15 protein-coding genes are annotated in these 12,151 nt (G+C 73.1%); 8 read left to right on the plus strand and 7 right to left on the minus strand.

Going from position 1 to position 12,151, the window contains the following annotated elements; all coding sequences use genetic code 11:
- Nucleotides 1–18: 18 nt before the first annotated feature.
- The 3 genes from pip to ACHFIV_RS01165 all read right to left on the minus strand — a co-directional run bounded on the left by pip (nucleotide 19) and on the right by ACHFIV_RS01165 (nucleotide 2,727).
- Nucleotides 19–993, minus strand: a complete 975-nt coding sequence (gene pip, locus ACHFIV_RS01155; protein ID WP_398962134.1) for a prolyl aminopeptidase — start codon at nucleotides 991–993, stop codon at nucleotides 19–21.
- Between the two features lie 119 nt (nucleotides 994–1,112).
- Entirely contained in the window at nucleotides 1,113–1,943 is an 831-nt protein-coding gene (gene nadE / locus ACHFIV_RS01160; protein WP_398962137.1) for an ammonia-dependent NAD(+) synthetase, read from the minus strand.
- Nucleotides 1,944–2,154: 211 nt separating this feature from the next.
- Nucleotides 2,155–2,727, minus strand: a complete 573-nt coding sequence (locus ACHFIV_RS01165) for a DUF7010 family protein (RefSeq protein WP_398962140.1) — start codon at nucleotides 2,725–2,727, stop codon at nucleotides 2,155–2,157.
- Nucleotides 2,728–2,965: 238 nt separating this feature from the next.
- Between ACHFIV_RS01165 and ACHFIV_RS01170 the strand changes: the two genes are divergently transcribed.
- Nucleotides 2,966–3,460: a hypothetical protein gene (locus ACHFIV_RS01170; protein ID WP_398962143.1), complete on the plus strand. Its 495-nt coding sequence runs from the start codon at nucleotides 2,966–2,968 to the stop codon at nucleotides 3,458–3,460.
- Between the two features lie 14 nt (nucleotides 3,461–3,474).
- Here ACHFIV_RS01170 and ACHFIV_RS01175 read toward each other — a convergent pair whose 3' ends face one another.
- Entirely contained in the window at nucleotides 3,475–3,753 is a 279-nt protein-coding gene (locus tag ACHFIV_RS01175) for a metal-sensitive transcriptional regulator (protein ID WP_398962145.1), read from the minus strand.
- A 188-nt stretch (nucleotides 3,754–3,941) separates the two neighbouring features.
- Here ACHFIV_RS01175 and ACHFIV_RS01180 point away from each other — a divergent pair, with 188 nt between their 5' ends.
- Both ACHFIV_RS01180 and ACHFIV_RS01185 read left to right on the plus strand, forming a co-directional pair.
- Nucleotides 3,942–4,745 (plus strand): ABC transporter ATP-binding protein, encoded by an 804-nt coding sequence (locus ACHFIV_RS01180; RefSeq protein ID WP_398962383.1) that lies wholly within the window; start codon nucleotides 3,942–3,944, stop codon nucleotides 4,743–4,745.
- Between the two features lie 3 nt (nucleotides 4,746–4,748).
- On the plus strand, nucleotides 4,749–6,089 hold the full coding sequence (locus ACHFIV_RS01185) for an FtsX-like permease family protein (protein WP_398962148.1): 1,341 nt from the start codon (nucleotides 4,749–4,751) through the stop codon (nucleotides 6,087–6,089).
- Between the two features lie 273 nt (nucleotides 6,090–6,362).
- Here the strand turns inward: ACHFIV_RS01185 and ACHFIV_RS01190 are convergent, their stop codons facing one another.
- Nucleotides 6,363–6,974, minus strand: coding sequence for a TetR/AcrR family transcriptional regulator (locus tag ACHFIV_RS01190; protein ID WP_398962150.1), 612 nt, complete (start codon nucleotides 6,972–6,974; stop codon nucleotides 6,363–6,365).
- Between the two features lie 205 nt (nucleotides 6,975–7,179).
- Between ACHFIV_RS01190 and ACHFIV_RS01195 the strand changes: the two genes are divergently transcribed.
- Nucleotides 7,180–8,052: a DUF4429 domain-containing protein gene (locus ACHFIV_RS01195; RefSeq protein WP_398962153.1), complete on the plus strand. Its 873-nt coding sequence runs from the start codon at nucleotides 7,180–7,182 to the stop codon at nucleotides 8,050–8,052.
- Between the two features lie 41 nt (nucleotides 8,053–8,093).
- On the opposite strand, the gene ACHFIV_RS01200 is transcribed toward ACHFIV_RS01195, so the two are convergent.
- Nucleotides 8,094–8,507 (minus strand): winged helix-turn-helix transcriptional regulator, encoded by a 414-nt coding sequence (locus ACHFIV_RS01200; RefSeq protein ID WP_398962156.1) that lies wholly within the window; start codon nucleotides 8,505–8,507, stop codon nucleotides 8,094–8,096.
- Nucleotides 8,508–8,604: 97 nt separating this feature from the next.
- Here ACHFIV_RS01200 and ACHFIV_RS01205 point away from each other — a divergent pair, with 97 nt between their 5' ends.
- Nucleotides 8,605–9,561: an NAD(P)-dependent oxidoreductase gene (locus ACHFIV_RS01205; RefSeq protein WP_398962158.1), complete on the plus strand. Its 957-nt coding sequence runs from the start codon at nucleotides 8,605–8,607 to the stop codon at nucleotides 9,559–9,561.
- 6 nt (nucleotides 9,562–9,567) lie between these two features.
- Here ACHFIV_RS01205 and ACHFIV_RS01210 read toward each other — a convergent pair whose 3' ends face one another.
- A complete protein-coding gene (locus ACHFIV_RS01210) occupies nucleotides 9,568–9,987 on the minus strand; it encodes an ArsI/CadI family heavy metal resistance metalloenzyme (protein WP_398962160.1) in 420 nt (139 codons plus the stop codon).
- Nucleotides 9,988–10,066: 79 nt separating this feature from the next.
- Between ACHFIV_RS01210 and ACHFIV_RS01215 the strand changes: the two genes are divergently transcribed.
- From ACHFIV_RS01215 to ACHFIV_RS01225, 3 genes are read left to right on the plus strand one after another with little or no spacing between them, the layout of a single operon-like run.
- Nucleotides 10,067–10,438 carry an ArsR/SmtB family transcription factor gene (locus ACHFIV_RS01215; protein WP_398962162.1) on the plus strand — a complete coding sequence of 124 codons (372 nt, stop codon included), beginning with the start codon at nucleotides 10,067–10,069 and terminating at the stop codon, nucleotides 10,436–10,438.
- A gap of 53 nt (nucleotides 10,439–10,491) precedes the next feature.
- Entirely contained in the window at nucleotides 10,492–11,589 is a 1,098-nt protein-coding gene (gene arsB / locus ACHFIV_RS01220) for an ACR3 family arsenite efflux transporter (protein WP_398962386.1), read from the plus strand.
- On the plus strand, nucleotides 11,582–11,995 hold the full coding sequence (locus ACHFIV_RS01225) for an arsenate reductase ArsC (protein ID WP_398962164.1): 414 nt from the start codon (nucleotides 11,582–11,584) through the stop codon (nucleotides 11,993–11,995). Before arsB ends, ACHFIV_RS01225 begins: the two co-directional genes overlap by 8 nt.
- Nucleotides 11,996–12,151: the final 156 nt, after the last annotated feature.

The following is a 12,151-nucleotide window of genomic DNA, read 5'->3' on the forward strand; positions in this document are numbered from 1 at the left end:
CTCGAAGCAAGGGCGGCCTCAGGCGTGCCGCGCGAAGCGGTCCAGTGCGGCCAGCAGCGCCCTGGTCGTCGCCGGGCCGCCCCGGTGACCCGCGTCCTCGATCACCGTCAGCTCGGCGTCCGGCCACGCCCTGGCCAGCTCCCAGGCAGTGGTCAGCGGGCCGGCCAGGTCGAAGCGGCCGTGCACCAGGACGCCGGGGATGCCCGCCAGACGGCCGGCGTCACGGATCAGCTGCCCTTCTTCCAGCCAGGCCGCGTGGGCGAAGTAGTGCGAGCAGATCCTGACGAGCGCCTGCTGGTCCCGGTCCGGCCGCCCGCCGTACGCCGCCGGGCCGGTGCGGGTCTCCATGGACAGGACGGCGTCCTCCCAGGCGCACCAGTCGGCCGTGGCCTTCGCCCGCACGTCCGCGTCGGGGCTCTCCATCCGCCGGGCGTACGCGGCCACGAGACCACCGGGGCCCCCGGCCTCCGGGACACCGGCCCGGAACAGGTCCCAGGCCTCGGGGAAGATCTGTCCCGCTCCCCGGTACAGCCAGTCGATCTCGCTGCGCCGGGTCGTCGTCACCGCCGGGATCACGATCTCCGTGACCCGCTCCGGGTGCTGTTCGGCGTACGCGAGGATCAGTGTGGAGCCCCAGGACCCCCCGTACAGCAGCCACTTCCCGATGCCGAGGTGGTCGCGCAGGGACTCCATGTCGGCGATCAGGTGCGCCGTCGTGTTGTGCCGCATGTCGGCGGCGGGGTCGCTCGCGTGCGGGGTGGAGCGACCGCAGTTGCGCTGGTCGAACAGCACGACGCGGTAGCGGTCCGGGTCGAAGTACTGCCGGGGCCTGACCCCGCACCCCGAGCCGGGTCCGCCGTGGACGACGAGGGCCGGCTTCCCGACGGGGTTGCCGCAGACCTCCCAGTACACGAGGTTGCCGTCACCGACGTCCAGCATCCCCCGCTCATGCGGCTCGATCGGCGGGTACGTCCCGTCGGGGCCACGGTCCACGGTGGCGTCCTCTCCTGCCGGTGCGGTGGGCGTGAGTGCGGTGCGGGACAGAGCCCCGGGTGCGGGTCCGGGCCGGCCCGGGGAACCGCCCCCGGGACCGGCCCGTCACCTCGGGGGCCTCACGGGCCCAGGGGCAGACGACGCTTGTGGTCGGTGAGGCGGTAGCGGCCGACGATCGTGTCGAAGGTCTGCTCGTCCACCGGCTTGCCCTCGAGGAAGTCGTCGATGGCGTCGTAGGTGACGCCGAGGGCCTGCTCGTCCGCCTTGCCGGGGTCGAGCGTCTCCAGGTCGGCCGTCGGCACCTTCCCGACGAGCTCGGCAGGCGCGCCCAGCGCCTCGGCGACGGAGCGCACCCGGCGCTTGGTGAGGCCCGTCAGCGGGACCACGTCGGCGGCGCCGTCCCCGAACTTGGTGAAGAAGCCGGAGACCGCCTCGGCCGCGTGGTCCGTCCCGACGACGAGGCCTTCGTGCGCACCGGCCACCGCGTACTGCGCGATCATGCGCTGCCGCGCCTTGACGTTGCCGAGCACGAAGTCCTGGTGGTGCGGGTCGCGGAAGGTCACGTCGCCGGCGAGCAGGGAGGCCTGCGTGGCGTCGGTCGCGGGCTTGATGTCCACGGTCAGCACGTGGTCGGGCCGGATGAAGGACAGCGCGAGCTGGGCGTCGTGCTCGTCGGCCTGGACCCCGTAGGGGAGGCGCATCGCGTAGAACCGCGCCTCGTGACCCGCGGCACGGACGCGCTCGACGGCGAGCTGGCACAGCCGGCCGGCGGTGGTGGAGTCCACGCCGCCGCTGATGCCGAGCACCAGGGAGCGCAGACCCGTGGAGGTCAGCCGCTCGGCGAGGAAGGCCACCCGGCGTTCGGTCTCCTGCCCGGCGTCGAAGGTCTCCGCGACCTCCAGTTCCCGTGCGATCTCCTGCTGCAGGGCGATGTTCGCCGGCTCGCTCACGTCTGCTCCTCGGTCAGGTCCTCGATGGTCTGTCGCCCCCACCCTACCGAGGGGTCCTCCGCCTTCCGGCGGGTGCGCCCCCGCAGCCGGGGCGGCGGCTGACGGACGGACAGGGAGGGGCCGGGCGGTGCACGGACGGGCCGGCCGGCCTCTCCGCGTGCCGGGCGACGCCCGACGGGCCCCCGGTGCCCGGTCCGTGCCGTGGGCGCCGTCAGCCCCTGACGGCCACGTGGCAGGCGGACGCCCACAGTGTCACCGCTGAGGCCAGACCCACCACGGCGCGCACGCTCCCGTCCGACAGGCCGGCCGCGACGAGGCCGAAACCGAGGACCGCGGCGGCGCTCAGCAGCGCGGCCGTCGCCTTGTACTGCCACTGGTCGTAGAGCCGCGCGAGCGGGACGAAGTGGAGGCCGACCACCAGCGCGACGGCAGGCGGAACGAGCTCGGGACGGCCGGAGGCGTTGGACGCCGCGATCACCGCGAAGATCGCCGCGAGTTCGGCGACGTTGACGATGCCGACCGACCGCGCCCAGTTCGCGGGAGGAGTGACCATGCGGGGCGAGGGGGCGGCGCCCTTGCGGTAGGCGAGGAAGACCACGGTCGCGGTGACCGGCGCCGCGATGACCTCGACGGCGAGGGCCGCGCCGGAGGACGCCAGCCCGGAGGCTCCGGCGAAGGCCCAGACGAGGGCGAACACCGAGAGGACGACGGTGCCCCGGCGGCGCAGGGTCCGCGTCAGCGCCACGCATTCGGCGTCCGCGACCGGGGTTGGCGGCTGAATCATCCGGCGAGGGTACAGCGATGAGCAGGGCCTGTCCGGTGGTTCGGGGCTGGCGGGAACGGCCTCCACTTACGGAGGCCTTCCGTCCGGGCCGCACCCGCGCCGGCCTGCCTCCCGGCGGGCCGGGAGCGGGGCCCGGGTACGGCCCGCCGGCGTCCGGACCGCCGTGACAAACTGGCCGGAGGACCGGCTTCGCCCCGGCCCGCGAGGCCCATGAGCGACATGACGAGGAGGCCGCCGAGTGGACGCCACCCCGCAGGTGCTGGCCGTGCTGGACGAGTTGCTCGCCTCCACCGCCCCAGGCGGGCGCGGCGCGCTCTGGCATCTCGCCGAGCAGGGGCGGGAGCTGGACGCCAACCTCGTCCGTCTGCCACCGGGCGCCGGGGTGGGCGAGCACCAGGAGGACGTCCTCGACGTGCTCCTCGTCGTCCTCGCGGGCGCCGGCAGCCTGCGGACGGCAGCCGGCGACACCCTCGACCTCGTCCCCACGACGGTCACCTGGCTGCCCCGTACCTCCCGCCGGGCTCTGGAAGCCGGCCCGGAGGGGCTGACGTACCTCACGGTGCACCGCAGGCGCCCGGGGCTCACGATCGGGCCGGCCGTGCGGACTCCCGCCCACGAGGGCGGCGAGGCCCCCTGCATGCTGGACCTGGTGTGCCCGGAGTGCGGGCGGCTGTCGGCGGACCGGGCACCGGTGTTCTGCAGTGCGTGCGGCGAGGCGTTCCCGGAGCGCTGACAGGCACGCGGCTCTCAGGCCAGGGAGAGGAACAACTTCTCCAGGCGGGCACGCATCCGGTCCTTGTCGCCGGGCGCCTGCCCTTCCTCGGCCAGGCACTGTTCGAGTCCCGCGGCGATGATGGAGAACCCCGCCCTGTCCAGCGCCCGGGACGCGGCGGCCAGTTGCGTGACCACCTCCTCGCAGTCCCTGCCCTCCTCGATCATCCGGATGACCCCGGCGATCTGCCCCTGGGCCCGGCGCAGCCGGTTGAGCACGGACCTCAACTCGTCCGCCGCCATGTCGAGCTGCACGGTTCCTCCCCGGAGTCATGGTGGGCCACATACCCCCAGGGGTACGGTACCCGGGTGCCGACACCCGCGCGGGGTGTACCCAGTACCACCCGGAACTCCGGGGCGTACGCCCCATGTGCCCGCCCGCTCCCGTCCGTAGCGTCGTGGACGTGGCGCAGAGCGCGTCCGGGGAGCAGAGGGTGATCACCATGTCCGAACGCGCACGGCAGCGCACGAGCCGGACGGCCGAGGCTCTGCGGCTGGTCTCGGTGAGCAAGGTGTACGGAACGGGGGACGGTGCGGTGACCGCCCTCGACGGGGTGACCCTGAGTCTGCCGTCGGGGAGCTTCACCGCGGTGATGGGTCCCTCCGGGTCGGGGAAGTCCACGCTGCTCCAGTGCGCGGCGGGCCTGGACCGTCCCGACCGGGGACAGATCCTCGTCGACGGCGAGGAGATGAGCGGCGGCAGCGAGGCGGCGCTCACGAGATTCCGGCGGGACCGGATCGGCTTCGTCTTCCAGCAGTACAACCTGCTGCCCACCCTGACGGTCGAGGAGAACACCTCGCTCCCGCTGCGGCTTGCCGGACGGAAGGCCAACAGGGAGCGGGTCCGGGCGATCCTCGGGCAGGTGGGGCTCGGCGAGCGCCTCGGGCACCTCCCCGACGAGCTCTCCGGCGGACAGCGCCAGCGGGTCGCGATCGCGCGCGCCCTGGTCACCCGGCCCGGCGTGGTCTTCGCCGACGAGCCGACCGGCGCCCTGGACACACGCAGCGCACACGACGTGCTGAGCCTGCTGAGGGAGACGGTCCGACTGCACGGCAGCACCGTCGTACTAGTCACGCACGACCCGGTGGCCGCCTCCTACGCCGACTCGGTGCTCTTCCTCGCCGACGGGCGGCTCGCGGGCCACCTGTCCGCGCCCACCGCCGAGGCCGTCGCCGAACGCATGACCCGCCTCGGGGACGGCGCGGCCGGACGACGCGCGGGCGACGGCCCCCTGATGGGGGTGTGAGCGATGCTGTTCCTGGCCATGCGCTCGGTCCGTAAGCGCCCGGGGCGCTTCCTCGCCACCCTGGTCTCGGCGTTCCTCGGCGCCGTGATCATCATGACGTTCAGTTCCCTGCACGACACGGCGGCGGCTCCCGGAGTCGACGCGGTCAGCTCACAGTCCATGACCCTCTCCGCGAGCGTCGTCGGCGGGTACGGCTCCCTCCTCGTCTTCTTCGCCATCGCCTCCACGCTCACGGTCGGCGTCCGGCAGCGCGCCGAGGAGATCCGTCTGCTGCGCTGCAGCGGGGCGACTCCCGCCCAGATCACCCGCATGGTCGTCGGGGAGTCCGCGGTCGTGGCACTGGCCGGCGCGGTGCTCGCCGTCGGACCGGCCGTGCTCGGCGGCCGGCTGCTGCTCGGCCTGTTCAAGGACAGCGGCCAGGTGGCCGCGGACGTCGGCCCCGCCTTCGGCGCCGTGGCGCTCGGCTCGGGCTTCGGCATCGCGCTCCTCGCCTCCGTGGGCGCCGCGTTCCTCGCCGTGCGCCGTGCCACCGGAACCGCTGCCGCGACCCGCGGCCCGTCCCGCCGCCGGGGCCGTACCGTGGCCGGCTGTGCCGCGCTGGCGGCCGGGACCGGGGGAGTCCTGACCACGTACGCCGTCGACAGCACCGAGGAGATGCTGATGGCGTTTCCCGCCTACGGGGCCATCCTCCTGTCCGTCGGATGCGCCGTCCTCGCACCGTCCCTGCTCGGACGGGTGCTCCAGCTGCTGCGGGGCCCGCTCGCCGCTCTGGGCGGCGCGGGCGGCTACCTGAGCGCACGGAATCTGCGCCGGCGCGGCGCGGAGCTCGCCGGAGTGCTCATGCCGATGATCGTCTTCACCGGTATGGCGACGGCGACGCTCTACATCCAGGGCGTCGAGAGCGACTGGGTCGGCAGGTCAGGTCTGGGCAAGACCGTCGACGACAAGAACCTGGAGACCCTCAACCTCGTCGTCGTCGGCATCATCGTCGTCTTCTCCTGCATCATGCTCGTCAACAGCCTGTACGCGGCGACGACGTACCGCAGCCGTGAGTTCGGCCAGCAGCGCCTCGCCGGAGCGACACCCGGTCAGGTCCTGGGGGTGGTCGGCTGGGAGGCGTTGATCCTCACGCTGACAGGTCTGGTGCTGGGCACCGTCGCGGGGATCGCGGGGATCATCCCCTTCACGATGGTCCGCACCGGCCAGGTCCTGCCGGACCGGGGTCCCGGCATCTGGCTGGCCGTCATCGCCGTCGCCACCGTGGTCACCCTCGGCACGAGCCTCGGGACCGCGCGCAGGACGCTCCGCACACCGGCCATCGACGCCGTCACCGTGGCCGCGTGACCGGTGCGGGCGGGGCGTGACAGCGGCAACGGAGGTGCGGGCGGGGCGAGTCGGTCCCTGAGCGCGGCGTCGGGGTACATGCGCACGAGCGGGGGAGGAGCGGCGCGTCTTCCGGCCGCTTGCCGACGAGACCGCGTGCGGCCCCTGCCGCCGACAGGCCGCATACGAACTCCGGGAGAGGCAGGGGACCCCGGCGGAGGCCGAACCCGGCCCTCTGCCGTGGCGGGAGCGCTTGGCGCAGGTCCGGGTGGCCGGCGCCGGGGGCGAGGCGGCTCATCCCGCGCCGTAGCGGAGCCCGTCGACGAGGAGGCCGATCATGCGCCGGGTGTGGTCGTTGTCGTCCTCGGCGGCGGGCAGGGTCAGGTTGCGCGTGGCGATCAGCAGGTCCTCGGGGTCGACGTCGGAACGGATCTCACCGGCCTTCACCGCCGCGTCGACGAGCGCCGTGAGCGCGGGCGTGAAGCGCTGCTCGAAGTAGGACGGCAGGCTGTCGTAGGCCGAGTCGCCCGAATGCAGGGCGGCGCTGAGTCCGCGCTTGGTGGCGAAGAACCGGGCGAGGCGCTGGAGCCACCTGGCGAGCGCTTCGGCCGGTGCGTACTCAGCCGCCAAAGCGGGTGCGGCGTCGGCGCAGGCGTCGACCTCGTGCCGGAAGACCGCGGCGATGAGGTCGGAGCGTTGCGGGAAGTGGCGGTAGAGGGTGCCCGCGCCCACGCCCGCCTTCGCGGTGATCTGGCGCACGGGTGCGTCGACGCCCGAGGTCAGGAACACCTCGGCGGCCGCCGTGAGCAGGGCGTCGGTGTTGCGACGCACGTCGGCGCGCACCCGCTTGGGGGGCTGCTCCCCGGCGCCGTCGTCCTCGGGTCCCCGAGTCGTGTCCTCGCGCACGATGCCCCTCCTGCTGAACGTTGTTCCGTTTACGCAGCCTAGCGTCCGTGCCGGACACCGGCCAAAGGGCGAGGAGCCCTCTCCCGTGAAGAGGACCGCGCCCGGGCCGGACCGGGGCCGAGCGGCTCCCGCGAAGGGGGCGGGCAGGCACCGTGCCACCCGCGGGCCGGTCACCTGTGCGGGTGCGCCTGGCAGAATCCGTCGTATGGCGGACATCATCTCGCGTGACGGCACATGGAGCTTTGACGGGGACACCGTGCGCATCGTCCCCGGCAGCAAGGTGCACCCGGTGCGGCAGGACCTGGGCGAACTGAGCGTCCCGCTGCACGCGGTGGCGGGCGTCTCGTTCGAGCCCGACCGCAAGGGCGGCCGGCTTCGGCTGCGCCTGCGCAGCGGCGCCTGCCCCGTCCTGCGGGCCGCGGACGGGCGGTTGAAGGACGCCGCCGACCCGTATCAGCTCATGGTGGAGAAGGACCGCACGGGCGTGGCCGAGTACCTCGTCGACGAGATACGCAACGCCCTGCTGATCGAGCAGGTCCCCGACGGTCCGGTGGACCGCTTCCTGCTGCCGGGGCCCGCCCTGCCCGTGTCGGGTGGCGGCGGGGACGGCACGGCGTCGTTCGACGGGGAGACGGTCCGCCTGACCTGGAACTGGAAGGCCGAGGAGTCGAAGACCGCGGGCGGCGCGGTCACCCTTCCGCTGTCGGAAGTGACCGGGGTGAGCTGGATCCCCTCCATCGGGCTGGAGAACGGCTCCCTCCGCTTCGTCCGGGGAGGCTCCGCCCCGGCGACGACCGCCAAGTACGACCCGTACTCCCTCGATCTGTGGGGTCTGTCGAAGCGTGAGTACACCGCGGTCCTGGTCGCCGCCGCCGTGCTCGTGCGGATGCCGGTGCCCGCCGGGCCCGCCAGGGCGGCTGAAGCCGCTCCGGCGGCGGCGCCGGCCCTCGCTCCGGCCCCCGACGACCACGACGTCCTGCTGCGGCGGCTCCGGGAACTCGGCGAGCTGTACGAGGCCGGAATCCTCACCGACGAGGAGTTCGCCACCGCGAAGTCAGCCGTGCTGAAGCGCCTCTGAGCAGCGGCGCGGACCGGCCTGGCGCGGATCCGACTGCTGCCTCACGCCGCCGACGGAGGCGTGGCCCCCGGTGTGAGGGCGGTCGTGGGTCCGCTGGGCGGCGGACCACCGCGAAGCCGCCCGGCCGGCCGGGCGCGTCCCCACACGGCGAGCGGTTCGAGCGCGGCGTTGAGGCGGTTGCCGTCCTCGGTCAGCGAGTACTCCACGCGGGGCGGCACCTCGTCGTAGGAGACGCGCCGCACGATCCCGTCCGCCTCCATCTCGCGCAGGTGGGAGGCCAGGACCTTCTCGGTGACTCCCGGGACCAGCCGGCGCAACTCGCCGAAGCGGCTGCGGGGGTGCGTGTGGAGCGCCCAGAGGATCAGCACCTTCCACTTGCCACCGATGACCTCCATCGCGGTGTCGATGCCGCAGGAGTGCGCGTCCGGCGTGTCAGGCCGGTTCAGCGTCGCCATACCCCCACCCTTCTGACGTGCTTGCTCACCTCAGGGTAACCACCCACTCCCAAGTGCGTACTTGATCACCCGTCAGCCCCGGGCGAGCCTGATCGGCATGACGCAGAACGCACTTGATCCGACCACCGCCGAGCCGACCACTCCCGGGCCGACCACCGCCGAGCAGAACACCGATGGGCCGGCCGCGGCGGGGAAGACCCCGCTCACCCTGCTGGGCCTCGGCGCCATGGGCGCCGGACTGGCCCGCGCCTGGCTTGCCGCCGGCCACCCCCTCACCGTCTGGAACCGCAACCCGGCACGCACCGGGGCGCTCGCCGCCGAGGGCGCGCGGGTCGCGGAGAGCGCCGCCTCGGCGGTCGCGGCGAACACCCTGGTCGTCGTCTGCCTGCTGGACGACGCCTCGGTCGGCCAGGTGCTGGACGGCACCGGACTGGCCGGCAAGGACGTGGTCAACCTGGTCACCAGCACCCCCGCCCAGGCCCGGGACCGTGCCGAGTGGGCGCGGGCGCGGGGCGCCCGCTACCTGGACGGCGGAATGATGGCCGTTCCACCGATGATCGGGGTCCCGGAAGCCGGGGGATACGTCTTCTACAGCGGCTCCCGGGACCTGTTCGAGCAGCACCGGGAGACGCTGGGCGTCCCGGTCGGTACCACCTACGTCGGCGAGGACGCGGGCCACGCGGCCCTGTACGACGTGGCGCTGCTCAGCGCCATGTACGGCATGACCGCCGGGATCGCCCATGCCTTCGCCCTGATCCGCAAGGAGGACATCGACCCCGCGTCATTCGCACCGCTGCTCACCGACTGGCTCGTCGCCATGGCCCCGTCGGCGGGTCGGACCGCCGAGCAGTTGCGGAGCGGCGACTACACCGAGGGTGTCGTCTCCAGCCTCGCCATGCAGGTGGCCGGCACACCGACCTTCCTGGGCACGGCCGAGCAGCAGGGCGTCAGCCCGGAACTGCTCAGCCCCCTCTTCGGTCTGATGCGCCGCCGACTGGCCGAGGGTGGCGGCGAGGAGGACCTGACAGGCGTGATCGACCTGCTGGTCCGCTGAAAGCCGTCAGCTGCCGCAGCAGGCGGCCCCGTCGGTGGCGGGGCTTCCGCCCATCTGCGCGGCGTCGGCCTTGACGACGTACACCTCCCAGGGCTCCTTGCCGGGGCCGTGCACCCACACCTTGTCCTGGAGCGCGTAGCAGCACGACGTGTCGTTCTCCTCGAAGGTCGCGAGTCCTGCCTCCTGGAGCCGGGTGGTGGCGGCGGTGACCTCGTCGGTGCTGCCGACCTCGACGCCGAGATGGTCCAGGCGCGTCTCCTGGCCCGGCTCGCCCTCGATCAGGACGAGCTTGAGCGGCGGGGTGGTGATCGCGAAGTTGGCGTAACCGGGGCGGCGCTTGGCGGGCTCCACGCCGAAGAGCTTGGAGTAGAAGGTCACCGACGCTTCGAGATCGGCGACGTTGAGCGCGAGCTGGGCACGGGACATGACCGTCTCCTCGGGCTGTTGTATTGACGTTCTTCGATTCAAGCTTGCGCCTTGGATCGAAGAACGTCAACATAGAAGCATGTCGAATCACGAGCTCCTGGTGCTCGGGCAGGACCGTCCGGACGGTTGCTGCCCGACCCTGCTGAACGCCCCCCTGGGCGAGGACCAGGCCGAGACGCTGGCGAAGGTCTTCAAGGCCCTGGGCGATCCCGTGCGGCTGCGGCTGCTGTCGATGATCGCCTCCCGGGCGGGCGGGGAGGTCTGTGTCTGCGATCTGACCCCGGCCTTCGACCTGTCCCAGCCGACGATCTCCCACCACCTCAAGCTGCTCCGGCAGGCCGGGCTCATCGACTCGGAGCGGCGGGGCACCTGGGTGTACTACCGGCTGCTGCCCGAGATGACCGACCTCCTCGCCGCGGTCCTCACGCGTCCGGCGGGGGTCACCCCGTGAGCCCGGGTCCTGCCGCCGCGGACCGGGTCCGCGCGAGCCCGGTCGCGGGCGGGATGGCGTTCCTGGACCGGTTCCTCGCCGTGTGGATCCTGATCGCCATGGCCGCCGGACTGGGCCTCGGCCGGCTCGTCCCCGGCCTCGGTGACGTGCTCGCGGAAGTCACCGTCGGGGGAGTCTCGCTGCCGATCGCGGCCGGCCTGCTCGTGATGATCTACCCGGTGCTCGCGAAGGTGCGCTACGACCGCCCCGAGTCCGTCGCGCGTTCCCAGGAAGCGGGGCGGCCCCCGTTCCGGCGCCTGCTGATCCCGTCCCTGGTCCTCAACTGGGTCGTCGGGCCGGCCCTCATGTTCGCGCTCGCCTGGCTCTTCCTGCCGGACCTGCCCGAGTACCGCACGGGACTGATCATCGTGGGGCTCGCCCGCTGCATCGCCATGGTCATCATCTGGAACGACCTGGCCTGCGGCGACCGCGAGGCCGCCGCCGTCCTGGTCGCGCTCAACTCCCTCTTCCAAGTGCTCGCGTTCGGCCTCCTCGGCTGGTTCTACCTGTCCGCGCTGCCCGGCCTGCTGGGCCTGGAACAGACGGCCCTCGACGTCCCGGCGTGGGAGATCGCCCGGTCCGTGCTGATCTTCCTCGGTATTCCGCTGCTGACCGGGTTCCTGACCCGGAGGCTCGGTGAGAGGGCGAGGGGCCGGACCTGGTACGAGACGGAGTTCCTCCCCAGGATCGGTCCGTTCGCCCTGTACGGGCTGCTGTTCACGATCGTGGTGCTGTTCGCCCTCCAGGGCGGCCCCATCACCTCGAAGCCGCTCGACGTCGCCCGGATCGCCCTGCCGCTGCTGGTGTACTTCGCCGTGATGTGGGCCGGTTCCATGGTGGCCGGACGCGCGCTCGGGCTGGACTACCCGAGAACGGCGACCCTGGCGTTCACCGCGGCGGGCAACAACTTCGAACTGGCCATCGCGGTCGCCATCGCCACCTTCGGCGCCGCCTCGGGGCAGGCGCTCGCCGGGGTCGTGGGCCCGCTCATCGAGGTCCCCGTCCTGATCGGCCTGGTCCATGTCGCCCTGGCAACCCGTCGCTTCTTCCCCCGGCGACCCGCCGTGGACGACGAGGCCGCCGTCGTGGCGGAAGGGCCGGCCCGTGTCTGAGTCCAAGCCGTCCGTGCTGTTCGTATGTGTCCACAACGCGGGCCGCTCGCAGATGGCCGCCGCCTTCCTCGCCCGTCTCGGGGGTGACGCCGTGGAGGTCCGCTCGGCGGGCTCCGCGCCGGCCGGGGCCGTGAACCCGGCCGCCGTGGAGGCGATGGCGGAAGTGGGCATCGACATGTCCGCCGGGGTGCCGAAGCTGCTGACCACCGACGCCGTACGGGCCTCCGACGTGGTGATCACCATGGGCTGCGGCGACCGTTGCCCCGTCCTGCCCGGCAAGCGGTACCTGGACTGGCGGCTCGACGATCCGGCCGGGCAGGGGCTCGGCGCCGTCCGGCCGATCCGTGACGAGATCGAGCGGCGCGTCCGCCGTCTGCTCGCCGAACTGGGCGTCGCCATCGGGTGACCGCGCCTTCCCGCCGGACAGGGGCGGGTCTGCACACCCGTGCGAGCAGTCACCGGTCCTGGCGGACTGTGGGCCCGACGGCGCGGCGCGGGACGCGTACGGCAGGGCGGGACAGCACAATGGCGCACGCGCCACCCAGAGGCGCCCGAGCCCTCC

The organism is Streptomyces sp. ALB3 (assembly GCF_044385685.1).
In the GTDB taxonomy this organism is placed as follows: domain Bacteria; phylum Actinomycetota; class Actinomycetes; order Streptomycetales; family Streptomycetaceae; genus Streptomyces.